This window comes from Proteus faecis (genome assembly GCF_030286765.1).
GTDB classification, from domain to species: Bacteria; Pseudomonadota; Gammaproteobacteria; order Enterobacterales; family Enterobacteriaceae; genus Proteus; species Proteus faecis.
Map to the genome: position 1 here is coordinate 69882 of NZ_JASVWV010000009.1, position 25846 is coordinate 95727.

The 25846-nt window shown below is 39.1% G+C and carries 20 protein-coding genes and 1 riboswitch; of the genes, 13 read left to right on the forward strand and 7 right to left on the reverse strand.

The features are described 5' to 3' along the window. Positions 1-187: 187 nt before the first annotated feature. The 4 genes from QSH13_RS12425 to rppH all read right to left on the reverse strand — a co-directional run bounded on the left by QSH13_RS12425 (position 188) and on the right by rppH (position 4840). Positions 188-1039, reverse strand: coding sequence for a thymidylate synthase (locus QSH13_RS12425; protein WP_006535953.1), 852 nt, complete (start codon positions 1037-1039; stop codon positions 188-190). 45 nt (positions 1040-1084) lie between these two features. Next, positions 1085-1975: a prolipoprotein diacylglyceryl transferase gene (gene lgt / locus QSH13_RS12430; RefSeq protein WP_109396201.1), complete on the reverse strand. Its 891-nt coding sequence runs from the start codon at positions 1973-1975 to the stop codon at positions 1085-1087. A gap of 79 nt (positions 1976-2054) precedes the next feature. Continuing rightward, the gene (gene ptsP, locus QSH13_RS12435; RefSeq protein WP_109396202.1) at positions 2055-4301 is read right to left on the reverse strand and encodes a phosphoenolpyruvate--protein phosphotransferase; all 2247 of its coding nucleotides are present in this window, start codon (positions 4299-4301) and stop codon (positions 2055-2057) included. 8 nt (positions 4302-4309) lie between these two features. Then, complete coding sequence (rppH, locus tag QSH13_RS12440; protein ID WP_109396203.1) at positions 4310-4840, reverse strand: RNA pyrophosphohydrolase; 531 nt, start codon at positions 4838-4840, stop codon at positions 4310-4312. A 112-nt stretch (positions 4841-4952) separates the two neighbouring features. Continuing rightward, positions 4953-5044: riboswitch (TPP riboswitch) on the forward strand. A 64-nt stretch (positions 5045-5108) separates the two neighbouring features. Between rppH and thiB the strand changes: the two genes are divergently transcribed. From thiB to rluA, 6 genes are all read left to right on the forward strand, one after another. Further along, positions 5109-6122 (forward strand): thiamine ABC transporter substrate binding subunit, encoded by a 1014-nt coding sequence (thiB, locus tag QSH13_RS12445; protein WP_109396204.1) that lies wholly within the window; start codon positions 5109-5111, stop codon positions 6120-6122. Continuing rightward, complete coding sequence (gene thiP, locus QSH13_RS12450; protein WP_109396205.1) at positions 6122-7702, forward strand: thiamine/thiamine pyrophosphate ABC transporter permease ThiP; 1581 nt, start codon at positions 6122-6124, stop codon at positions 7700-7702. Before thiB ends, thiP begins: the two co-directional genes overlap by 1 nt. After that, positions 7695-8396 carry a thiamine ABC transporter ATP-binding protein ThiQ gene (gene thiQ, locus QSH13_RS12455; RefSeq protein ID WP_072064287.1) on the forward strand — a complete coding sequence of 234 codons (702 nt, stop codon included), beginning with the start codon at positions 7695-7697 and terminating at the stop codon, positions 8394-8396. Before thiP ends, thiQ begins: the two co-directional genes overlap by 8 nt. Positions 8397-8485: 89 nt before the next feature. Further along, positions 8486-10840, forward strand: coding sequence for a DNA polymerase II (locus tag QSH13_RS12460; RefSeq protein WP_235375954.1), 2355 nt, complete (start codon positions 8486-8488; stop codon positions 10838-10840). 184 nt (positions 10841-11024) lie between these two features. Continuing rightward, a complete protein-coding gene (rapA, locus tag QSH13_RS12465) occupies positions 11025-13928 on the forward strand; it encodes an RNA polymerase-associated protein RapA (protein WP_109396207.1) in 2904 nt (967 codons plus the stop codon). A gap of 55 nt (positions 13929-13983) precedes the next feature. Further along, positions 13984-14637, forward strand: coding sequence for a bifunctional tRNA pseudouridine(32) synthase/23S rRNA pseudouridine(746) synthase RluA (rluA, locus tag QSH13_RS12470; protein WP_109396208.1), 654 nt, complete (start codon positions 13984-13986; stop codon positions 14635-14637). Between the two features lie 243 nt (positions 14638-14880). Here rluA and djlA read toward each other — a convergent pair whose 3' ends face one another. Continuing rightward, the gene (gene djlA, locus QSH13_RS12475; RefSeq protein ID WP_109396209.1) at positions 14881-15681 is read right to left on the reverse strand and encodes a co-chaperone DjlA; all 801 of its coding nucleotides are present in this window, start codon (positions 15679-15681) and stop codon (positions 14881-14883) included. Positions 15682-16111: 430 nt separating this feature from the next. Between djlA and lptD the strand changes: the two genes are divergently transcribed. From lptD to apaH, 6 genes are read left to right on the forward strand one after another with little or no spacing between them, the layout of a single operon-like run. Then, the gene (lptD, locus tag QSH13_RS12480; protein ID WP_196544408.1) at positions 16112-18481 is read left to right on the forward strand and encodes an LPS assembly protein LptD; all 2370 of its coding nucleotides are present in this window, start codon (positions 16112-16114) and stop codon (positions 18479-18481) included. A 50-nt stretch (positions 18482-18531) separates the two neighbouring features. After that, complete coding sequence (gene surA, locus QSH13_RS12485) at positions 18532-19869, forward strand: peptidylprolyl isomerase SurA (protein ID WP_109396211.1); 1338 nt, start codon at positions 18532-18534, stop codon at positions 19867-19869. Further along, on the forward strand, positions 19859-20857 hold the full coding sequence (gene pdxA / locus QSH13_RS12490; protein ID WP_286039227.1) for a 4-hydroxythreonine-4-phosphate dehydrogenase PdxA: 999 nt from the start codon (positions 19859-19861) through the stop codon (positions 20855-20857). Before surA ends, pdxA begins: the two co-directional genes overlap by 11 nt. Further along, positions 20850-21668 (forward strand): 16S rRNA (adenine(1518)-N(6)/adenine(1519)-N(6))-dimethyltransferase RsmA, encoded by an 819-nt coding sequence (gene rsmA, locus QSH13_RS12495; protein WP_088494662.1) that lies wholly within the window; start codon positions 20850-20852, stop codon positions 21666-21668. Before pdxA ends, rsmA begins: the two co-directional genes overlap by 8 nt. A gap of 25 nt (positions 21669-21693) precedes the next feature. Further along, positions 21694-22071: a Co2+/Mg2+ efflux protein ApaG gene (apaG, locus tag QSH13_RS12500; RefSeq protein WP_006535978.1), complete on the forward strand. Its 378-nt coding sequence runs from the start codon at positions 21694-21696 to the stop codon at positions 22069-22071. Between the two features lie 2 nt (positions 22072-22073). Then, positions 22074-22895 (forward strand): bis(5'-nucleosyl)-tetraphosphatase (symmetrical) ApaH, encoded by an 822-nt coding sequence (apaH, locus tag QSH13_RS12505; protein ID WP_109406930.1) that lies wholly within the window; start codon positions 22074-22076, stop codon positions 22893-22895. Between the two features lie 434 nt (positions 22896-23329). Here the strand turns inward: apaH and folA are convergent, their stop codons facing one another. Continuing rightward, positions 23330-23815 carry a type 3 dihydrofolate reductase gene (folA, locus tag QSH13_RS12510; protein ID WP_109396214.1) on the reverse strand — a complete coding sequence of 162 codons (486 nt, stop codon included), beginning with the start codon at positions 23813-23815 and terminating at the stop codon, positions 23330-23332. Positions 23816-23989: 174 nt separating this feature from the next. Here folA and QSH13_RS12515 point away from each other — a divergent pair, with 174 nt between their 5' ends. Further along, positions 23990-24604 (forward strand): LysE family translocator, encoded by a 615-nt coding sequence (locus QSH13_RS12515; protein ID WP_196544588.1) that lies wholly within the window; start codon positions 23990-23992, stop codon positions 24602-24604. A 40-nt stretch (positions 24605-24644) separates the two neighbouring features. Here the strand turns inward: QSH13_RS12515 and QSH13_RS12520 are convergent, their stop codons facing one another. Then, positions 24645-25763 carry a hypothetical protein gene (locus QSH13_RS12520; RefSeq protein WP_286039228.1) on the reverse strand — a complete coding sequence of 373 codons (1119 nt, stop codon included), beginning with the start codon at positions 25761-25763 and terminating at the stop codon, positions 24645-24647. Positions 25764-25846 lie beyond the last annotated feature (83 nt).

Genomic DNA, 25846 nt, shown 5'->3' on the forward strand with positions numbered 1-25846 from the left:
AGCTAACCCTTTATAAGGTAAATAAAAGAGAGTGTTTTTTTCGAACAATAACGCAGTAACAATATTTTCAGAGCAAACACAAAAAATAGTCATCGACAAGACTAGGATTAGCCTTTAGAACCAGTCAATAAAAACAAAAAAGCCTCTGTTTATCACTAAACAGAGGCTTTAAAACATAAAGGAAAGATCAAACCGTAAATGGATATTTTATTGCTTCATGGCATTGATAACCTTCAACAGTAAAATCATCCGTTGTTACCCATGTTTCGATATCTTCCAATGTTTTGATTTTTGGATTGATATGTAATGTTGGTAACGGTAATGGCTCTCTTTTTAGCTGTACATCTCGCATTAATGGTAATTGATTTTCATAGATATGTGCATTGATTATCTTATGAAATGCTTTACCCGGCTTATGCCCTGTAATTTGAGCCACCAGCGCTAATAAAACAAAGCACTGTATTTGGTTGAAATTCAAACCTAATGGCACATCACAGCTACGTTGATAAGAAGTTAAGTAAAGCGTATCACCCACTAATGAAAATGTGTGTGTATGCATACAAGGACGCAAACAACCTAACTCGGTTTCACCTGGGTTATAGAATGTTACGATCTCACCACGATCATCTATACCCTTAGTCAGGTTATCTATCACTTTGCGTAGTTGATCAAAATGGGAGCCATCAGGGCGTTGCCATTGACGTCCTTGAACACCATAAACACGCCCCATATCATCTTCACCTTTACGATGAGGGTTGTTTAACCATGCTCCATTTTCATTAGCATTTGCATTCCATGTATTACAACCAATTTCACGAAATTGACCTGCGTTGTCGTAGCCACGTAAATACCCCAACAGCTCTGCAATTGCTGCTTTATAGAAACTTTTACGTGTCGTTATCAGCGGAAATTGGTTATTCGCAACATCATATTCCAGATCAGCATTAATCACCGTTAAACAGCGAGTTCCTGTTCGTTTATTATCAATCCATTGCCCTTCATCGATAATGCGTTGACACAATGCCAGATACTGCTTCATGTTGTCTCTCTTGTAATTAACTAATAATAAAAAGTTTATCTCACACTATTTGTGAGCTGGTGTTGGATTTTGTGGAGTCTTTTTATCTTGGCGATAGGCCCATACCATAAAAATAATACCCAATAAAATCATTGGAATTGATAGTATTTGTCCCATGCTTACACCACCAAATAATCCTAGTTGTGCATCTGGTTGACGGAAGAATTCAACAATAATACGGAATGCACCATAACCAATCAGGAACAAGCCTGACACACTACCTACAGGGCGACTTTTGCGCACAAAGATATTTAGGATAATAAATAGCACTACACCTTCTAACAGCATTTCATAAAGCTGTGACGGATGGCGAGGTAAAACCCCATATTCTTGAATAATCGGTAGTAGTGTTGTTGGATCTTGAGCAACAAGTTGGAGATCTTCAGAACGAGAGCTTGGGAATAAGAAAGCCCAAGGCGTATCTAATGTGACGCGTCCCCATAATTCACCATTAATAAAATTACCAATACGACCTAAACCTAAACCAAATGGAATTAAAGGTGCTACAAAATCAGCCACTTGGAAAAATTTACGCTTAGTGCGTTTAGCGAACCAAATCATGGCACAAATCACCCCAATTAAACCACCATGGAATGACATACCGCCATCCCACACTTTAAAGAGGTAAAGAGGATCATTTAAAAAGACAGGTAAGTTATAGAATAAAACATAACCTAAACGACCACCGATAAACACACCGACAAAACCAACATAAAGTAATGTTTCAACTTCATTTTTATTCCAACCACTATTCGGTTTTGCAGCTCGGCGATTTGCAAGCCATAAGGCAAAGACAAATCCAACTAAATACATCATACCGTACCAGTGTAATGACACAGGCCCGATAGAGAACATAACAGGATCAATCTCTGGAAATTTAAGGTAGCTTATACTCATTATTCCCTACTTCACTTAATCAATAATTTCTGTGCTGGTTATTTATTACCAACATAGAAAAGGCTTATACGAAGGCCGACTAAATACCCCCGCGAATTAATCCACCTAATCCTTGTCGTTCCATAAATTCAGAAGACAATTTTTTAATTTCTGTTGCCGTTTCAGCTTGCAGTATCTGTTGCATAAAAGGCTGTAACATCACAGGATCAAGATGGCGCAATAAGTATTTTACCCTAGGTAAACTACGACCACTCATGCTTAACTGCCTAAAACCGAGCCCTATTAACAGCAATGCCCCTATTGGCGTACCCGCCATTTCGCCACAAACACTTACGGGTAACTGATAATATTGGCATTGTGTTGCAATCAAATTCAGTGAACGCAATAAGGCAGGATGCAAATTATCATAGAGTGATGCTACATGGGTATTATTACGATCGACCGCAAGCAAGTATTGCGTCAGATCGTTTGTTCCCACTGAGATAAAATCGACCCGATTAGCTAATTGTGACAGCATAAATACCAATGAAGGTACTTCAAGCATAATACCCAGCGGAGGTGGGACACATTCACAGTTTAGCTCTCGACTCACTTCATCACATGCTCGTAATAGCAATGTTCTTGCTTCGTCAATTTCATCAATACTTGTCACCATCGGCAACAAAATTTTCAAATTTTTAAATTCGAGGTTTGCTTTTAGCATTGCTCGTAGCTGAATAAGAAAGATTTCAGGCTGATCAAGCAATATTCTTATGCCTCTCCAACCTAAGCAGGGATTTTCCTCATTAATTGGCATATAAGGAAGTTGCTTATCAGCACCAATATCTAAAGCACGCAATACAACAGGTTTATCAGGAAAAAAAGAGAGTATTTCGCGGTAACGATTTTTCTGTTCATCTTCAGATGGAAAACCGCTTTGTAGCATAAAAGGAATTTCAGTACGATATAAACCAACGCCATCTATTCCCACACTAATGCGTTGCTCATACTTGATATTTAATCCCGCATTCAATTGAACGCTAACTGTCTCACTATTTTTTAAAACCGCTTGCTGTTCAAGCTGCTCTTCTGCAATTTGGCTTAATACGCTCTCTTCATCAATAATTTGTTTATATTCTTGAGTAATAAAAGGTTCTGGCTCAATAAATATTTCACCACGATAACCATCAAGAATAAGCATGCGATTGTGTAAAAGCTCTGGTTGAATATCAGCCCCCATAATCGCGGGGATCCCCATCGCTCTAACAAGAATGGCAGAATGCGAATGCGTTGCGCCATCTCGAACAATGACACCAGCAAGTTGTTGTTCTGGTAACTCCGCCAATAAACTTGCACTTAATTCATCAGCAACCAGAATAAAACGCTCTGGCCAAATATTAGTTGAACTTAGATCATCATCTAGATGAAATAATAAACGGCGCCCCAATGCTTTAAGATCAGAGGCTCGCTCACGCATATAACCATCTTTTAAGCTAGAAAATTGGGATGCCACTTTTTCAATTACGACTTTAACCGCCCACTCTGCTACATACCCCTGTGTAATGATTGCGGTCATTTTATGTTTAAGCTGTGGATCATTAAGTAAATGCGAGTAGAGATCAAAGATGGCGGCACTCTCTTTTTGCGCATTCGCCATAAATCGCTTACTAAAGCGACGACATTCTGCAGTAGCATCTTCTAAAGCTACCGTAAGTCGATTTAACTCTGCTTTTATATCAAGCGCACTGGCTTTAAAAACATTTTCAAGAATAGGTTGAGAGACTTCTTGCCAACCATAAGCCATAACCACGCCAGTCGAAACTGAAAGTGCTTTAATCCGACTTTGGCGATATTGCCCAAAAAGCCCTTTAGTTTGTACTTGCGATAATGTAGCACCAAGCTGTGTCGCCAGTGTCACCATAAAAGATTCTTCGCTTTCATTGAATAAGCGACGCTCTTTTTGCTGAACAACTAATACACCAAGGAGTTGGCGACGGTAGACAATAGGAACGCCAAGGAAAGCACGGAGATCATCTTCTTTAACTTGAGGAAGGTATTTAAAGCTAGGATGTTCACGAATATCAGCGAGGTTGATAAGCTCTGAAAGACGTCCCACTTCACCAACCACGCCTTCATTAAATGAAAGGCTAACGGCTCTCCCTCTAGGTTTTTTTAACCCTTTGGTTGCCATAAGATAAAAACAGCTACGTTGTTTATCGGCAAGATAAATAGAACACACATCCGTGTGCATTGCCTGACACGTTTCCTTGACTAAGAGTTCAAGCGCTTCTGGAAGCCCTGCTGCCATAGCCACTTTTTCTACAATTTCTCGCAAACGTGTCAGCATAGTGTTATCTAATACCTTTTACGCCGATATCCATACGATGGACGTGATAAAGACATTTGTTCTTGCAATGGCATGACTACTGGTGCGAACTCTTTCATTACACGCCGATAAACATCGCGTTTAAAAGAGACGACTTGTCGAACAGGATACCAATAACTCACCCAACGCCAGCCATCAAATTCTGGCGTTTTGCTTTGTTGAACATTAATGTCTTTATCATTACTTGTTAACTGCAAAAGGAACCAACGCTGTTTTTGTCCAATACAAACAGGTTTTGTGTCCCAACGCACCAAACGCTTAGGTAACTTGTAACGTAACCAGTTACGTGTGGAGGCAAGAATTTTGACATCCTTGCGACTTAACCCAACTTCTTCGAACAACTCTCGGTACATTGCCTGCTCTGGCGATTCTCCAGGATTAATTCCCCCTTGAGGAAACTGCCATGAATGTTGCCCATAGCGACGAGCCCAAAGCACTTGCCCTTGCCGATTACAAATTACAATCCCTACATTCGGGCGGTAGCCATCATCATCAATCACTAGACTACCTCAATAACCAAATTTGAAAGATAACTCATTGTTTCATACTACCCACAAACGGTAAACCTCTATCAACAGACTTTGCATGGCGCGTGTATTTATCTACAATGGGAAAGTCTCAACGGGGTGCCTTTTTAGGCTGAGAAAAACTCGTGGAACCTGATCCAGCTAATACTGGCGTAGGGATTTGAGTCAGGATGTTGCAATATTCATTGGTTTGCTATCCTTACTCCTCAGATCCTACCTGACTTTTACTGAGGAACTAAACGTGTTAAATAAATCACTTCGCTTTACTTTCCTTCTAGGCGCACTGGGCATGATGGGCACTTATTCAACTCAAGCCTTAGCACAAAAACCCGCACTCACCGTTTACACCTATGATTCATTTACTGCAGATTGGGGGCCTGGGCCTGCAATAAAAAAAGCATTTGAACAACAATGTGATTGCGAGCTAAAACTGGTTGCTCTGTCTGATGGTGTATCTCTACTTAATCGCTTACGCATGGAAGGTGATAAAAGCAAAGCTGATATTATTTTAGGGTTGGATAACAATCTGATCCATGCAGCAAAAGAAACCGGGCTTTTCGCACCAAGCAATATCGATACATCCAAACTCGCCTTACCTGAAAAATGGACTGACGATACCTTTGTGCCCTATGACTATGGCTACTTTGCTTTTATTTATGATAAAAACCGTGTCCAGAACCCACCTAAAAGCATGGCTGAACTGCTAAACAGTCAAGAGAAATGGAAAATTCTCTATCAAGATCCTCGTACCAGTACGCCGGGTTTAGGTTTAATGTTATGGATGCAATCACTGTATCCTGAAAACACGGCGACTGAATGGAAAAAATTGTCAGAAAAAACGCTGACAGTCACTAAAGGTTGGAGTGAGTCTTATGGCTTATTCTTAAAAGGCGAAGGTGATTTTGTGCTTAGCTACACCTCATCTCCCGGTTATCACATTTTAGCAGATAAAAAAGATAACTATGCGGCTGCGATTTTTGATGAAGGGCACTACTTGCAAGTCGAAGTTGCTGCAAAACTTAAATCAAGTAAACAACCGGAATTAGCACAACAATTTATGCAGTTCATGTTAACCCCTGCATTCCAAGAAACTATACCCACTACTAATTGGATGTATCCTGTTATCGATATGCCATTACCAGACGTCTACTCTTTGATGCCTAAACCCGAAAAATCATTGCAATTCGATGCAGATATTGTCGCCAAAGAGCGCCAAACATGGACTCGTAATTGGCAATCTGCGGTTAGTCGCTAATGGGAAGATGGCTTATCCCGGGGCTATGTGCCTCGGGCTTACTGCTAATTGTGGCGTTATTGTCATTTGGCGCACTATGGGTTAACGCACCAAGTGGTGAGCTATCCTCAATTTTTGCTGATGAATATTTATGGCATGTCGTCCGTTTTACTTTCTGGCAAGCTTTTTTATCTGCACTATTTTCAATATTACCGGCTATTTGGCTCGCCAAAGCACTCTATCGACGCCAATTTAAAGGGCGAACACTGTTTTTACGCCTATGTGCCATGAGTCTTGTGTTACCTGTTCTAGTTGCACTGTTTGGTATTTTAACCGTTTATGGCAGAGTAGGATGGATTGCTCAAATTTGTGAATGGATAGGTATCGATTACCAATTTACTCCTTATGGTTTGCAAGGCATTTTGTTAGCTCACATCTTTTTCAATATGCCATTAGCAACCCGAATGTTATTGCAAGCTCTCGAAAGTATCTCGCCAGAGCAACGTCAATTAGCCTCACAATTAGGTATGAATGGCTGGCAACGTTTTCGCTTTCTTGAGTTTCCCTATTTATGGCGCCAAATACTCCCGACTGCATCACTGATTTTTATGCTCTGCTTTGCCAGCTTTGCTACTGTGTTAGCCTTAGGTGGAGGCCCTGCCGCAACAACGGTTGAACTCGCTATTTATCAAGCCTTAAGTTATGACTACGATTTGCATCGCGCTGCACTTTTAGCCTTGATCCAACTCTTTTGTTGTTTAGGCTTGGTGCTTATCAGCCAAAAGCTAAAAGGCACCCTTTTTGTGGGAAACAGTCAAAAGCGACATTGGCGTGATCCCTATGATCCTATCTTTAGCAAAATAGCAGATAGTCTCATTATCACCCTTGCACTCCTCTTTTTAGTGCCCCCCATTTTGGCCGTAATAACTGATGGTCTTAATAGCCAATTTCTACGTGTCATCCAACAGCCTGTACTTTGGCAAGCCTTTACAACCTCGCTGATTATTGCTGTGGGTGCGGGTATTGTTTGTGTTGTATTAACGATGATGTTGCTATGGAGTAGCCGGGAACTTCGCTTACGCCATTTTAAAAAAGCAGGTCAGGCCATGGAAATGAGTGGTTTGATCATTCTCGCGATGCCGGGCATTGTGTTAGCAACAGGCTTTTTTCTGTTATTAAATAATACGATTGGATTACCTGAATCACCTTATATTTTAGTGATTTTGACCAATGCTTTAATTGCCATTCCCTATGCCTTAAAAGTACTTGAAAACCCAATGAATGATATCGCTTCACGTTATAGTCTTTTGTGTCAGTCGTTAAATTTACAAGGTATAAACCGACTCCGTTGGATAGAACTACGCGCATTAAAAAAGCCCATCTCACAAGCACTTGCCTTTGCTTGCGTCATTTCTATTGGTGACTTTGGTATTGTTGCTCTATTTGGTAATGAAACATTTAGAACGTTGCCTTTCTATCTTTATCAGCAAATTGGGGCTTATCACACACAAGATGGGGCTGTAACAGCCATGATGTTATTACTACTTTGCTTCTCTCTTTTTAGCCTAATAGAACGATTAGCTGGAAAATCTCATGATTAAATTAGAGCACCTAACTTACACTTATGAACACCAACATCTCTTATTTAATCTAACGGTTAATGCAGGAGAACGCATTGCCGTGTTAGGGCCAAGTGGTGCAGGTAAAAGTACATTACTCAGTTTAATCGCTGGTTTTTTACCATCGGAAAAGGGAAGCCTGTTTCTTAATGGTCAAGACCATACCAAAACAGTACCAGCAAAACGCCCTATTTCCATGTTATTTCAAGATAATAATCTATTCCCACATTTAACTGTAAGGCAAAATATCGGCTTAGGATTAAATCCGGGATTAAAACTGACTAGAGATCAAAAAGCGCTATTAGAGAATCGAGCTGAGCAAGTGGCACTCAGTGAATACCTTGAACGTTTACCTTCTCAATTATCAGGCGGCCAGCGCCAACGTGTTGCTATTGCACGTTGTCTAGTTCGTGAACAACCTATTTTGTTACTTGATGAGCCATTTTCTGCACTCGACCCCGCTTTACGCATTGAGATGTTGGCACTACTCGAGCAACTTTGCCGAGAAAAAGCGTTAACCTTATTGATGGTTTCTCATAGCTTAGAAGATGCTGCAAAAATTGCCTCAAGAGCAATTGTGATAGATAGTGGCATGATTGTGTATGATGGAAATACACAATCACTTATAAATGGTGAAGTGGATCAATCACTTATTTTAGGTATTCCGTTTAATTAATCTCAACCAAAATTAACTGTATAAATAACCACTATGTTGACTATAATAAATACATCTTTAGTGAATTTTTTTGTGTTTATTGGGTGCTCATGATTGGTCATACGGAACAAGGCTTTATTCTTACTCGCCACTGGAGCGACACACCAAAAGGTATTGTCGTCTCTTATTGGTTGGCGACGGATAATGGTCCACGCAAAATTACGGTTCCTATGCAACGTGCTATCGGTTTTGTAGCCCGCCAACATGAAACTGTTTTACGCTCACTCATTAATAAAAATCCTGATATTGAAATTCGCTCTCTCGATTTAAAAGATTTCGAAAGACAGCCCGTTTTTGGTGTTTATTGCAAACAATATCGCCAACTTGTCCAACTTGAGCAACAGCTTAAAGAACATCACATCCGCCTTTATGAAGCGGATATCCGCCCGCATGAACGTTATATGATGGAGCGCTTTATCACCGCACCGGTCTGGTTTCGTTATCAACAAAATAATATTGCAACATTAAAACCCGCCCCCGATTATCGCCCTACGCTTCGAGCTGTCTCTTTGGATATTGAAACCAGTGAATTTGGTGAGCTTTACTCTATCGGGCTTGCTGGTTGTGGTGATAATGTGGTGTTTATGCTTACTGATGAATTACCCGCAGAGAGTGAAAGCCAGCAAATTCAAGGCTATCGCTTATGTTATGTCAGTAGTCGATTGCGTTTAATTGAAAAACTGAATGAGTGGATACAACATTACGATCCTGATGCGATTATCGGTTGGAACTTAATTCAATTTGATCTGCGTATTTTATACACACATGCTCAACGGTATGGTGTCAGTTTATTATTAGGCCGTCAAAATAGCCCGTTAGAGTGGCGAGAGCATGGATTTAAAAAAGGGCATTTTTTTGCTTCAGCTCAAGGTCGTTTAATTATCGACGGAATTGATGCCTTGAAAATGGCAACATGGAATTTTCCCTCTTTTAGCCTTGAGTCCGTTGCTCAAACTCTGCTAGGTGAAGGAAAAGTCATCGATACACCTTATGCCAGAATGGATGAAATTAATCGACGCTTTAAAGAAGATAAGCCAGCACTAGCTTATTATAATTGGCAAGATTGTGTCTTAGTGAACCGTATCTTTGATGCAACATCACTTATGGCATTCTTATTAGAGAGAGCTTGTGTTACAGGGCTTTCCGTTGATAGAAGCGGCGGATCTGTGGCTGCGTTTACACATCTCTATCTCCCTTCAATGCATCGTATTGGATATGTTGCACCTAACCAAGGTGAAAAACCTGAAGAGCATAGCCCCGGAGGCTTTGTCATGGATTCAGCCCCCGGCTTATATGATTCTGTTGTTGTGCTTGATTACAAAAGCCTTTACCCCTCTATTATTCGTACTTTTTTAATCGATCCCGTAGGAATGATTGAAGGCATGCATCAACCTGACGAAAAATTTTCTATTTCTGGATTTCGCCAAGCACGATTTTCACGAGAACGACACTGTTTGCCGGCTATTGTGTCGCAAATTTGGCATGAAAGAGATAATGCGAAATTACATAAAAATGCGCCACTCTCTCAAGCCCTCAAAATTATTATGAATGCTTTTTATGGTGTTTTAGGCTCTGTGGGCTGTCGTTTTTTTGATCCTCGTTTAGCGTCATCTATCACACTACGAGGTCATGAAATTATGAAAAAAACGCGAGAATTAATAGAAGCTAAAGGTTATCAAGTTATTTATGGCGATACGGATTCAACCTTTGTTTGGCTGAAATCACCTCATACAGAAAAACAAGCCCAACAGATTGGATATCAATTAGTACAAGACGTAAACCAATGGTGGAAAACACATCTCTTTGAAAAATACCAACTGGATTGCAAATTAGAACTAGAATACGAAACCCATTATCGTCGTTTTTTAATGCCTACTATTCGAGGTATGGAAACCGGTAGTAAAAAACGTTACGCCGGACTGAGCAATGATAAAATGGTATTCAAAGGATTAGAAACCGTCAGAACAGATTGGACTCCTCTCGCTCAAAAATTTCAACAGGAGCTTTATACACGCATTTTTCATCAGCAACCTTATCAGCAGTTTATTCGTGATTATGTCGCAGATACACTTGCGGGAAAATATGATGAAAGACTGGTGTATCGTAAACGGTTACGTCGAAAATTATCTGAATATCAGCACCATGTCCCCCCTCATGTCAAAGCAGCACGTAAAGCGGATGAATATAATTTATCCAAAAATAGACCTCAACAATATCAGCAAGGCGGTTGGATTAGTTATATAATTACCCTCTTGGGGCCTGAGCCATTAGAACACATTACCACTGCACCTGATTATGAACACTATATCAATAAGCAGTTAATGCCGATTGCAGATGCAATCCTGCCTTTTATACAAGATGATTTTTCAACCTTGTTAAATGGACAAATGACACTCTCATTTTAAGTTGTGTCATTTTGCAGGTGACGGTTTGCTTTGCATCTATTAACATAACGCCCCTTTGGTGATAATTAGCTTTTCTTTGTTCAATGAATAAGCACTTTTTATCCCGCAGATTTTAATGACAACACCGCAATACTGCATTCATTAATAATTCCTAATTATATATTTGAGAGCTGAGTTTATATATATGCCTTTTACTCTTGGTCAACGTTGGATTAGCGATACTGAAAGCGAGCTTGGACTAGGTACTGTTGTGGCAGTTGATGCCCGCATGGTCACCTTACTTTTTCCTGCCTGTGGCGAAAACCGCCTTTACTCCCGTCATGATGCACCAATAACGCGGGTGATGTTCAATGCAGGCGATACCGTCACCAGTCACGAAGGCTGGAAGCTCGCCATCGATAACGTTGTAGAAGATAACGGCCTACTTATCTACCATGGTGTGCGTTTAGACACTGAAGAGCCTGCACAATTACGCGAAGTGTTCTTAGATAACAAACTCACATTTAATAAGCCTCAAGATCGCCTTTTTGCCGGTCAAATCGACCGTATGGATCGCTTTGCATTACGCTACCGTGCTCGTAAATTTATGAGTGAACAGTTTAAGCAAGCACAAAGTGGTTTACGTGGTATTCGCGCCAGCCTCATTCCTCATCAGCTTTATATCGCCAATGAAGTGGGTAAACGTCATAACCCTCGCGTATTATTAGCTGATGAAGTTGGTTTAGGTAAAACGATTGAAGCCGGTATGATTATCCACCAGCAATTAATGGATGGTCGTGCTGAGCGAGTGCTGATTATTGTGCCTGAAAGCTTACAACATCAGTGGTTAGTTGAAATGTTACGCCGATTCAACTTACGTTTCTCACTGTTTGATGATAGCCGTTATAGCGAATCTTTATTAGATAGCGATAATCCATTTGAAACAGAACAGATGATCATCTGCTCTTTAGATTTTGTGCGTAAAAACAAGCAACGCTTTGAACACTTGGTTGAAGCAACATGGGATATGTTAGTTGTTGATGAAGCTCATCACCTTGTTTGGAGTGAAGATGCTCCAAGCCGTGAATATCAAGTGATTGAAGAGTTAGCTGAATCTATTCCTTCTGTATTGCTATTAACGGCAACCCCAGAGCAGTTAGGTCAAGAAAGCCACTTCGCTCGTTTACGTCTACTTGATCCAAACCGTTTCCATGACTACAACGAATTCATTAATGAGCAACAAAAGTATCGCCCTGTTGCCGATGCTGTCTCAATTTTGCTATCAGAAGATGATTTAAATACTGAACAACAAAACATCATTAGTGAAATGATCAGCGAGCAAGATGTTGAGCCTTTACTGAAAGCTGCGAATACTCAAGGTGAAGAACGTACTAAATCTCGCCAAGAACTTATCCATATGTTAATGGACAGACATGGAACAGGTCGCTTGTTATTCCGTAACACACGTTCGGGTGTTAAAGGTTTCCCAAATCGCGTACTTCACGCGATAAAAATGCCACTGCCAACACAATATCAAACTGCGATTAAAGTAGCTGAGATTATGGCAGCGAAAAAAAGCCTCGAAGTTCGTGCAAAAGAGATGCTCTACCCTGAGCGTATTTACCAAGAATTTGAAGGTGAAAACGCAACATGGTGGAACTTTGACCCTCGTGTTGAATGGCTACTGGGTTTCTTAACGGCAAATCGTAATGAAAAAGTCCTAGTGATTTGTGCTCAAGCAGCAACAGCACTGCAACTAGAACAAGTTTTACGTGAGCGTGAAGGTATTCGTGCAGCCGTCTTCCACGAAGGCATGTCATTACTTGAACGCGATCGCGCAGCGGCTTATTTCGCTTCTGAAGAAGAAGGCGCACAAGTTCTACTATGTTCAGAAATTGGCTCTGAAGGACGTAACTTCCAGTTTGCTAATCAACTGGTTATGTTTGATCTTCCCTTTAACCCTGATTTACTCGAACAGCGTATTGGTCGTCTCGATCGTATTGGTCAAAATCGCGACATTGATATTAGCATTCCTTATCTTGAAGGTACGGCTCAATCTGTATTATTACGTTGGTATCACGAAGGCTTAGATGCCTTTGAACATACTTGTCCAACAGGTCGTACTATTTATGATAGCAAATATGATGCTCTCATCTCTTACCTTGCCCAACCTAATGAATTAACTGATTTTGATGAGTTTATTGTTGCTTGTCGTAAACAACATGATGAAATGAAACTCAAACTTGAACAAGGCCGCGACCGTTTATTAGAAATGCATTCTAACGGGGGTGAAGTTGGCGTTGAATTAGCCGGTGAAATAGCAGCTCAAGATAACGATCCTGAGTTAGTGAACTTTGCACTGAATTTGTTTGATATCGTCGGTATTAATCAAGAAGATCGCAGTGATAGCTTAATTATTTTAACACCATCCGATCATATGTTAGTACCTGATTTCCCAGGGTTACCGCAAGATGGTTGCACTATCACATTTGATAGAGAACAAGCGCTATCTCGTGAAGATACTCAATTTATCAGTTGGGAACACCCAATTATCCGTAACGGCTTAGATTTAATTTTATCTGGCGATACAGGAAGTTGTGCCGTTTCTTTATTAAAAAATAAAGCCTTGCCAGTGGGAACACTGTTAGTTGAACTCATCTATGTCGTAGAAGCTCAAGCGCCGAAACATCTTCATTTAAGCCGTTTTTTACCGGCCACACCGGTTCGCTTATTACTTGATCTGAAAGGTAATAACCTTGCATCTCAAGTCGAGTTTGAAAGCTTTAACCGTCAATTAAATGCGGTTAATCGTCATACTTCAAGCAAACTGGTCAATGCAGTACAAAGTGAAGTTCACCATGTACTTAAAACTTCTGAACCTTTAATGGAAGTCGAAGCAAAAGAACTTATCCAAAAAGCGAAAGAAGAAGCCGATCGCGTGCTGACTCATGAATTATCACGCTTAGAAGCTTTACGTGCGGTAAACCCAAATATTCGTGATGATGAAGTCGAAGCTATTGAAAATGAACGTGCTCATATTCTTAACCATTTAGATGAAGCAACGTGGCGTTTAGATTCAATTCGCCTCATTGTTGTTACCCACCAATAGTCACCGTTAAAGCGGGGAGTATTTTACTCCCCGTTGTTTTGATGAGATACCCACTATGATGGAAGTGTATAACCCGCCGACGGATCCTTGGTTACATGTTTTATATCAAGATGAGCATATTATTGCCGTCAATAAACCCAGTGGATTACTATCAGTGCCGGGCAAAGCGCCAGAGCATAACGACAGTATTATGTCGCGCATTAAAGCAGAATTTCCTAATGCTGAATGTGTGCATCGCCTTGATATGGCAACCAGTGGCGTTATCGTTGTGGCACTAAATAAAGAAGCAGAGCGTGAGCTAAAGCGTCAATTTCGTGAACGTGAACCCAAAAAAACCTATATTGCACGTGTTTGGGGACATATCGAAAAAGAAGAAGGATTGATTGATTTACCTTTAATTTGTGATTGGCCTAATCGACCAAAACAAAAAGTCTGTCATGAAACAGGGAAAGCGGCACAAACTTTTTATGAAGTGTTGGAATATGAAGAGAATGCAACAAGAGTGAAACTCTCACCAATTACTGGGCGTTCACATCAATTGCGGGTACATATGTTAGCGTTGGGGCATCCTATTTTAGGGGATCGCTTTTATGCACACCCGCAGGCAAGAGCGATGGCACCTCGCCTGCAGTTACATGCTCAGGAATTATTTATTACGCATCCTGCTTTTCGATCCCCGATACATTTTGAATGCCTTGCCGATTTTTAGTGCCTTATGACACTAAAACAGTCACTGAACTCAATGAAGCAAGGAGCAGACAAAGTGCTAATCCCATAACCCCAACAAGAACACGGACGTTTGACATGAATAGAGTTCCTTTTTTAAGAGAAGAGAGAATGAAATAATTAAATTTCACTTATATTTTACCGTGATAAATAATAAACTCAACTCAGTCTAAGTTATCTCTATCACGGAATAATTCTCTCTTTTCTCATCTTCTTTTACAATATGTTAACGAAATCCTTTTTCTTTTTTTATCAAATCATAAGCAACTTGGATAGACTGTGCTTTTTGTTTTGCTATTTCCATCATTTCTGGTGGCAAACCTTTCGCTACAAGTTTATCTGGATGATGTTCTCCCATTAATTTTCTATAAGCTCTTTTTATGGTTTTAACATCATCATTCTCATCGACACCAAGTACCTTACATGCGTCAGAGAGCGTTGGGCCTTGAGGGTGAGGCTGATAGCCCTGTCCATTTTGATAATGAAAATTCTGACCAGCCTGCATCATTGCTAATATATGTTCAAAATGCGCACGAGAAAAACCTAGCTCATCAATAATGATAAACAGCATTTTTCTTTCATTTGGATGCAGTTGGCCATCCGCAAAAGCGGCTTGTAATTGGATTTCCAGAAACATCTGAAGTAAGTCACGGCGCCCAACACAAATTTGTCTAACTCGTTGCAATGTGGCTCTTAATGGAAAGTCGGCTGATTTACCTTCTCTAAAAGCTTGTTGTGCAGCTTGGCGACCAACACCATGCAGATTCATGCGATCCATCAATTCACTGGCAAGAGAGATATCGGTTTGAGTCACTCGCCCTTTTGATTTTGTTAAGTGCCCTAAAACTTGAAAGGTTGCAGCAAAGAAAAAAGCTTGTCTATCACGCGTATAGCGACCACCACTTCCTAATTTACTTCGTTGCATGTCATAGAGATGCCCAAGAAAAACACCAATAACAATGCCCCAAAAGCCTATTCCAGCAAAACTACCAATGGTAAGGCCTAATAATTTTCCCCAATAGCGCATAGACTCCTCAAATCTTCGATGCTCTGCCTGCAATTTTGCATTATCATACTATTCATTTGCTTGCACACCTAACACCAAGCAACCTCTAAATAAACTTTTTCTTAAAATAAAGAGATTTGCTGTGTCTCTTTGGACAGAGGTAATGCTGTTTTCGTTTAAATTGTGTTAAAGTAAAATGAGTGACCAAACAAATAACTTTAGCGTTGTTATACAGCACGAAATACCGCATCAGCGCGGTGTTTTTTTGTTTCTAATAAGGCTATAACGCTATTTCAACACAGAAACATCGAAAAAATGGGAATTAGACCTATTTTTCGGTTACCGTTAGAACAATGTTCAGAACGTTGGGCTGGTGTCGCATAACTCCCTGCGTTAGTTTCTAGCTGTTTATCAGCACGAAGCCACTGATGACGGAAGCACATAAATACTTATGAAAAAAAGTTATCCCACACTGCTGGCCACCCTAGTTTGGGCCACAATATATGGTCAGCCTGCTTACGCTGATCTTGCCTCCCAATGTTTACTGGGAGTTCCTGTTTATAATAAACCGTTAGTACAAGGCGATCCTAACAGCTTGCCAGTCACTATCACTGCAAATGATATGCAAGGTGAATATCCTCGCATGATCAAATATAAAGGTGATGTTGATATTAAACAGGGCAACCAAACCTTAAGTGCAGACAGTGTTGAACTAACACAAACTGAGGGAGAAACCCCATTAAGAATGGTCACAGCAACGGGAAATGTCTCTTATGATGATCCTCAGATCATCTTAAAAGGGCCTCGCGCTTGGTCTAATCTTAACAATAAAGATACGGATATCGAACAAGGTAATTACCAAATGGTTGGCCGCCAAGGTCGTGGTTACGCAAATAAAATGCAAATGCGTGGCGAAAACCGCTATACCATTATGGATAAAGGTATGTTCACGTCTTGTCTACCGGGAGATGATAGCTGGAGCGTTGTCGGCTCAGAGGTTATTTTAGACCGTGAAGAGCAAGTTGCTGAAATCTGGAATGCACGTTTTCGTGTAGCCAACGTGCCTATCTTTTATAGTCCTTACCTTCAATTACCGATTGGCGACAAACGTCGCTCTGGCTTCTTAATTCCTAACGGAAGCTATTCCCGTAGCTCAGGTTTTGATTTCCAGCTACCTTATTACTGGAATATAGCTCCTAATTATGATGCAACCATTACGACTAACTATATCAGTCGTCGTGGTTTAAAATTAGACAATGAGTTCCGTTATTTAACCAAGCCAGGAAGCGGTACGATTGCTGTTGATTGGATTAACCACGATAGCCAATACAATAAAGATAAAGCAGAAAATAAATCAGGCTATCTTCCTCGTGATTCTGCAACACGTTGGTTATTCTACTGGGGACATAGTGGCGTCATGAACAATGTGTGGCGATTTAATGTCGATTACACAAAAGTCAGTGATAATAAATACTTCACTGATTTTACCTCACAATACGGTAATACCACTGATGGCTATGCGACTCAGAAATTTAGTACCGGTTATGCACAACAGAACTGGAATGCCACATTAACGACTAAACAGTTCCAAGTTTTCTCTGATAATAAAGATGCTAGGGCTTATCGTGCAGAGCCACAGCTTGATCTCAATTATTATAAGAATGATATAGGGCCATTTGATTTCCGTACTTACGCTCAATTTGTTCGCTTTACCAGTGTAGGAGATAACACTCCTGAAGCAAATCGTTTCCATATTGAGCCAACGCTTTCACTTCCTGCGTCTACGGGTTGGGCAAGCTTTAATAATGAATTGAAAATAATGGCAACTCATTACGATCAAGATATTCCTGATGCGTATAAGCAAAAGAATCCTAATCAATTAGACGATAATGTAAACCGTGTATTGCCACAGTTTAAGTCTGATATGAAAATGGTTTTTGAACGCCAATATCAAACCAATAATATTACACAGACCCTCGAACCTCGCGTGCAATATCTTTATGTCCCTTATAAAGACCAATCTAACATCAACAACTTTGACTCTGCATTATTACAGTCAAACTATAGCGGATTATTCCGCGATAGAATGTATGGTGGTTTAGACCGTATTGCTTCTGCAAACCAATTAACAACGGGCGTTACTTCGCGTTTTTATGATAGCGAATTAGTTGAACGTTTTAACGTTTCTGTAGGTCAAATCTACTTCTTTGAGCGCCCAAGAACCGGTCCATCTTCTATTGGTGAAATAATTAACAGTAAAGATGAAAGTGGCTCTATGGTCTGGGCGGGTGATGCTTATTGGCGTATTACTGATACCGTAGGTATGCGCGGAGGTTTACAGTATGACCGTCGCTTAGGTAGCGTTTCAATGGGTGATGCTATAATGGAATATCGTGCAGATAGTGATCATCTTTTACAGTTGAGCTATCGCTATGTGGATCGCGATTATATTCAAGCAACACGCGTTCGCCCTTATGATGGAAAAATGCAACCACTACCTGAATACCAAAAAGGTATTTCTCAAGTCGGCGTGGTCGGTAGTTGGCCATTAGCTGAACGCTGGGGTCTTGTGGGAGCTTATTACTTTGATACCAAAGAATCAGAGCCTGTTAGCCAAATGGTTGGTCTACAATACAACACGTGTTGCTGGGCTGTGAATGTGGGTTATGAACGAAAAATTGTTGGCTGGAAAGTTGACCACAGCGATATTGATAATAAATGGTCTGTCAATGTGGAACTCAGAGGCCTAAGTAACAATCATAGTTTGGGTAGCCAGAAAATGCTTGAACGCGGTATCTTACCTTATCAAAGAGCATTCTGATTTAATCAGACTACGGAATTGGCTGAATAAATATGTCATCCCGCAACAAGATGCGGAAAACACATAACGGGAAACTTATGAAAAATTGGAAAACGCTGTTTATCGGCTTAATGATCACGGTCGGTGCAGCTACCAGCTCAACAACATTTGCTGCACAAGAATTAAACCGTGTATCGGCTATCGTCAATAACGGTGTCGTTCTAGAAAGTGACGTCAATAGAATGCTACAGACTGTCAAAATGAACGCAAAAAATGCGGGTCAAGAAATGCCAGATGAGCAAGTTCTTCGCCAACAAATTCTAGAGCGTTTGGTAATGGATAACATCATTTTGCAAATGGCACAACAAATGCAAATTGATATCCCTGATGCCGCAGTAGAATCTACAATTCAGGGTATTGCTGCTGAAAATAAAATTTCACTTGATCAACTGAAAAAGCGTCTCGCAGCGGATGGTATTTCTTACAATGATTATCGCCAAGATATTCGTAAAGAGATGATGCTAGCCGAAGTTCGTAACAATGAAGTGCGTCGCCGTATTACTATTTTACCTCAAGAAGTTGATTCTCTTGCTAAGCAAATTGAAGGCCAAGCAAGCCAAAGTGTTGATTTAAACCTGAGCCACATCTTAGTTCCATTATCAGAAAATCCAGCACCAGCTGAAATAGAAAAAGCCCAGCAAGTCATTAAACGTATTATGAATCAGCTAAAAAATGGTGCAGATTTTGGTAAATTAGCTGCCACTTATTCTGCTGATCCGCAAGCTTTAAATGGCGGTAATATGGGTTGGGCATCTATTGATGAATTACCAACGCTATTTGCGAAAGAGTTAACAAATGCGCAAAAAGGCCAAATCGTAGGACCTATTCACTCTGGTGTTGGCTTACACATTATCAAAGTTAACGATATTCGTGGTGGTTCTAATACCCTTTCTGTTACGGAAGTTAAAAGCCGTCATATTCTGCTAAAAAGCTCACCAATCATGAGTGACGAGCAAGCCTATGCTAAGTTACAGCAGATCTCTGCCGATATTCGCAGTGGTAAAACGACGTTTGCTGATGCTGCAAAAGAGTACTCTGAAGATCCAGGTTCAGCATTACGTGGTGGTGAGTTAGGATGGTCAATGCCTGATGTTTACGATCCGGCATTCCGTGATGCGTTAATGCGCTTAAATAAAAATGAATTAAGCCAACCTGTTCGCTCTAATTTTGGCTGGCATTTAATTGAATTAGAAGACACTCGTAGTGTTGATAAAACAGATGCCGCCAATAAAGAACAAGCATACCGTTTACTCTTCAACCGTAAATTTAATGAAGAAGTACAAAACTGGATGCAAGAGCTACGAGTAGGGGCTTATGTGAAAATAATGAACGAGAATAATGCAAACTAAGCAAATAAAACCACTTGTTATCACCCCCGGCGAACCAGCCGGGGTTGGTCCTGACCTAATTATCTCATTAGCACAAATGAGTTGGGATTTACCTTGGGTTGTTTGTGCTGATCCTCAGTTACTTAAAACAAGAGCAGAATTGTTAAACCTGCCTCTTACATTAGTTGAATACGATCCTGCCACGCCACCTCAAATACACACACCAAGCCAAATTTGTGTACTCCCAATCACACTTCACACTAATGTCATTCCAAGTACATTAGATGCGCGCAATGGATTATACGTTGTAGAAACATTAGCGCGTGCTTGTGACGGTTGCCTAAGTGGTGAGTTTGCAGCACTCGTGACAGGGCCGGTTCATAAAGGCATTATCAATGACGCAGGTGTGCATTTTACAGGACACACCGAGTTTTTTGCTGATCGTAGCCACTGTGAACGCGTTGTTATGATGCTCGCAACAGATACATTAAGAGTTGCATTAGCAACCACACATTTACCATTACGAAATGTGGCGGATGCAATTACAGGCGAACTTCTGCATGAAATTATCACTATTTTAAACCATGATTTAAAAACCAAATTTGGTATAGCAGAACCTCAAATTTACGTTTGTGGCCTTAATCCTCACGCAGGAGAAAGCGGTCATATGGGACGTGAAGAAATTGATATTATTGAGCCTGCATTAGCACAATTACGTCAGCAAGGCGTTCATCTTCATGGCCCTTATCCTGCTGATACGTTATTTCAACCAAAATATTTAACACATGCTGATGCGGTACTAGCGATGTATCACGATCAGGGATTACCTGTGCTAAAATATGAAGGTTTCGGTCGTGCCGTGAATATCACTCTCGGTCTTCCTTTTATCCGTACTTCTGTTGATCATGGCACCGCCCTTGAGCTTGCAGGTACGAAAAGCGCAGATGCTGGCAGTTTTTGCACCGCATTAAATTTAGCCATTAATATGATACAAAATTGTAATGAATAATAGAGTCCATCAGGGGCACTTTGCCCGCAAACGCTTCGGGCAGAACTTTTTAACAGACAGCTATATTATTGAAAGTATTGTTGAATCCATTTATCCTCAACCAGGTGAAGCCATCGTTGAAATTGGTCCTGGTTTAGGTGCAATTACAGAACCAGTAGGCGCAAGAATGGATAAAATGACGGTTGTAGAAATTGACCGTGATTTAGCCGCTCGTTTAGAAGTTCATCCTACATTAAAAGACAAGCTGACCATTATTCAGCAAGATGCAATGACGATTGATTTTGCACAATTAGCAAAAGAGCGTCAGCAACCTCTGCGTGTTTTTGGTAACTTGCCTTATAACATTTCTACACCACTTATGTTCCACTTATTCAGTTTTGCTGATGCAATTTCTGATATGACATTTATGCTCCAAAAAGAAGTGGTTAATCGTCTTGTTGCAGGTCACGGTAGCAAAACTTATGGTCGCTTAAGTGTGATGGCGCAATATTATTGCCAAATCATCCCAGTACTTGAAGTACCACCGACTTCATTTAAACCGGCACCTAAAGTTGATTCAGCGGTTGTTCGTTTGATCCCTTACAAAGAAAAGCCATACCCAGTAACGGATATTGCCATGCTTAGTCGTATTACCGCCCAAGCATTCAATCAACGCCGTAAAACACTACGCAATAGCTTAGGTGGATTACTTACAGCAGAAGATATGATAGCACTTGATATCGATCCAACGGCAAGAGCAGAAAATATCTCTGTTGAGCAATACTGCAAAGTGGCAAACTGGTTATCTCAAAAGCAAGACTCACAAGCATAAGATAAAGCCAGAGACAGGAGGCACTATGTTCACCTCATCAAAAGTGGCGATACAGGTACAAAGCGTTTACATTGAAAGCCAATCTTCCCCTGAAGATGAGCGATATGTTTTTGCTTATACCATATCAATTCATAATTTGAATAAATGTGCAATTCGCCTCCTGCGTCGCTATTGGTTGATCACCAATGCACAAGGTAATACCACTGAAGTTCGAGGTGAAGGTGTTGTCGGCGAACAGCCGCTTATCGAGCCTGGCACACAATACCGCTATACCAGTGGTGCCGTTCTTGAAACACCAATGGGAACAATGGAAGGTCATTATGAAATGATAGACACTGATGGTCGATTATTTCAAATAGAGATCCCTGTTTTCCGCCTTGCACTTCCAACATTGATAAACTAACTATGGCAACTTATTTAATTGGTGATATTCATGGCTGTTACCATGAACTGCGCCACCTTCTTGATAAAGTCAGCTTTGATCCTGCGCAAGACACATTATGGCTAACGGGGGATCTTGTTGCACGAGGCCCTGACTCGCTTGAAGTACTTCGTTTTGTAAAAAGCTTAGGCTCTTCACTTAAACTCGTCTTGGGCAATCATGATCTTCATCTTTTAGGTGTCTTTGCAAAAATTAGTCGCAATAAACCAAGAGATAAGCTGAATAATTTACTTAATGCGCCTGATGCAGATGAATTAATTAATTGGCTAAGACGCCAACCTGTATTGCAAGTTGATGAAGACAAGAAAATCATCATGGCTCACGCAGGGATCACGCCACAATGGGATTTAGAAACAGCCAAAATGTGTGCTCGTGAAGTTGAAGCTATTTTAAGTAGTGATAGCTACCCTTTATTTATTAACTCAATGTATGGCGATTTACCAAACAATTGGTCACCAGAACTTTCGGGGCTAGCACGATTACGCTTCAGTACTAATGCACTCACACGTATGCGTTACTGCTTTCCCAATGGCCAGCTTGATATGATTTGTAAAGATAAACCACAAGACGCTCCTGCACCATTAAAGCCTTGGTTCGATTTACCAAGCCAGTTACCTGAAGGTTATAGCATTGTATTTGGGCATTGGGCCTCTCTTGAAGGAAAAGGCACTCCTGATAATGTTTATGCATTAGATACGGGATGTTGCTGGGGTGGAAATCTCACTTGTTTACGTTGGGAAGACAAACAATACTTCACTCAATCTAGCCTATCAGCCCCCAAATAACGCACTTATTATCCCTTTACTTCTTCTTGCGCAAAATGGCGACATTGCCTTTTGCGCGATATGGGTTTTACCCTCATATATTACCTAAATGACTCTTTTTTATTCTAAAGAGAACATTTTATATACAAAAACGAACACCCTTAAACAACTATAAATTTAATCGTTAATAATCAATATGTTATTTTTTTTCATAATAAAATAAGTATAAAAAATACGATATTAAGAATAAAAAATCTCTATATCGATTAATATCTCATATATTATTCTTATAAAATGAATTTATTAAAATATAAATAATGATTAGCTTAAAATAAATCTCTTTTTATAAAAATATTTAAGTAGAATAATAAATTTTACTTCTTATTATTTTTATAGGAATAAAATAGGAATAATAAAAAGGGAGATATTAAATCTCCCTTTTTATTTAATTCTTGTTATTTTCTTCTTTTTAATATTTCAAAGCAGTAGTTATGTGAGTTATTTTCATCTGCTTCATGGTATTCCATAAAAGTAGAATCCCACTCATCAGGTTCATAATCTGGGAATGTTGTATCACCGATAACTTCAGCATCGATGTGTGTTAGATAAAGTGTATTTGCCATAGGCAGAAATTGCTCGTACACTTTACCGCCGCCTATAACCATGATTTCTTCATGATTTTCAGCGGCTTGTAAAGCTTCCTCTACAGATTTAACCCAAATAACATCGCTATCTGTTCCAGGCTGACTACTCAAAACAATATTAAGACGATTTGGTAAAGGACGTCCAATAGACTCATAAGTCACCCGCCCCATAATAACGGGTTTATTTAGCGTATTTTTTTTAAACCATGCGAGGTCACCCGGTAATGTCCAAGGCATTGCCTTTTCCATACCAATAATGCGATCCATCGCTAATGCTGCGATTAAACTAATATTCATTTACACACCTACGGGTAAAGATGGGAAAAAACTGTTCACACTATACGTAAAGCTAAAACCTGAGTCGATACAAATTATGCTTCCTTGATAATAAATAATTGCTTTATACTCGAAGTGTTAACTTAATCATATAAGATTCAATCATTATAATATTGTTATATACAAGGCGCTATTATGCTTGAAACTTCTTTAGTTGTTTTTACAATTGCTTTACTCGGTATGATCTCACCAGGTCCTGACTTTTTTCTCGTTGTAAAAAATGCAGCACGTTATCAACGATCTGCAGCAATGATGACTGCAATGGGAATTGTGGCAGCATTACTTGTACATATGTCATATTGTGTTGCCGGTATTGCTGTTCTTATCACTACAACACCTTGGCTCTTTTCCATTTTAAAATATGCAGGTGCTGCTTATTTGCTATGGATTGGCTTTCAGAGTTTGCTCTCGAAATCTAATCATTCGATTGATGATAAAACAACGCAACATTCACAAATCAGCTTTAAGAAAGCTTTTATGCAAGGTTTTCTCTGTAATTTACTCAACCCTAAAGCCACTTTGTTCTTTCTTGCCGTTTTCACTCAAGTATTAAGTGTTGATTCAAGCATCGGTGAAAAATTATGGTATGCCTTTATTATTTGGGGCTTAGCCGTAGTTTACTGGCCTTTATTGGTTTTATTAATTCAAAGTGCGCCTGTCAGAAAAGTGCTTAATAAAGTCCAAAAAGGGATTGATAAAGTATTAGGTGTAGTACTGATTGGTTTAGGTATTAAAGTCGCGTTAAGTTAAAAAATAAAATATCATATAGTCGCAAGCTATATGATATATTTTATTTCAAATAAAGTAATAAATCATTTAATAATTTTTTATTAAACTGTAGATAGTTATTAATATTAACATCATTAAGCTCTAACTCATTGATAATATTTTTAATGTATGCTGTTTTTTGTCTATTATTCACTTTGTACTCATCAAAAATTAATTTTATTTTATCTTTATATATATCATTACTGTTATCAAATTTTTCATACACCTCAAAATCAAAATTAATTAATTTATTATTATTCATCATTGCTTCTTGCATATAGGATGGCAATAATGCTTTCAAATTATCACCGACAATCTGTATATTTTTATTATTTCCAAAAGAATCAAGAGCCATTTTTATATTTTTCAATGTGTTCTCTAATTTTAATAGAAATATTTCATTCCTCATCTCTTTTTCTTTTAAATGATGAATGAATTTAATTAGATTGTTAATATGAACTTCTTTATTTGTTGTATTAATTCTTTTTAAATTACTTATATTTTTTATTTTTATAATTTCATTCGCTTCACTCTCTCCATCTCCATAAATAGAGTCTAGCAGATTAAAAATACTCTCTTTATAAAAAAGATCATTTCTTGATATAAATTTAAAACATCCCTCATCGTCAGTTTGTTTTAATCTGCTTTCATTCTTTTTATTTTCTATTGAACTCATCAATTTATTTAGAGTTGAATATAGCAACAAGAAGTCACCCTTCGTTTTTACATTATTTTTCAGATAGATATTAATATATTCTCTTTCATCCACACCATTTTTCATCTTCCGTTGTAAAAACGAGGAAATTTTATTATTAAGATTATAATAGTCTATTGTAATTCTATCAGAATTAATAACCTCATTATTTTTCAATGATTTTAAAAAATAAAATTTATTTATTTTCTCATAATTATCACAATTCAAAATAAAATCACAATTTATTTTAACATTCATTATTTCTTTTATAAAATCAAAGACTTTTTGAAAAAAACCTCTCTTGTTATATGAGAAAATAAAACTCCTATTTATATTATCGATTTTATCAATTAAATCCTTTATACCATAATTACCATTACTCATTCCTCCTTTATAATGAATAATATATTTTATATCTTTTAAAGTAGCATCATTAATAATAGTCATAGTCCCTTCCTCTCTTGTCATTTAAAAATAAAATATTAATATTAACTTTAATACAAAAAAAAGCCCTTATTACTAAGGGCTTT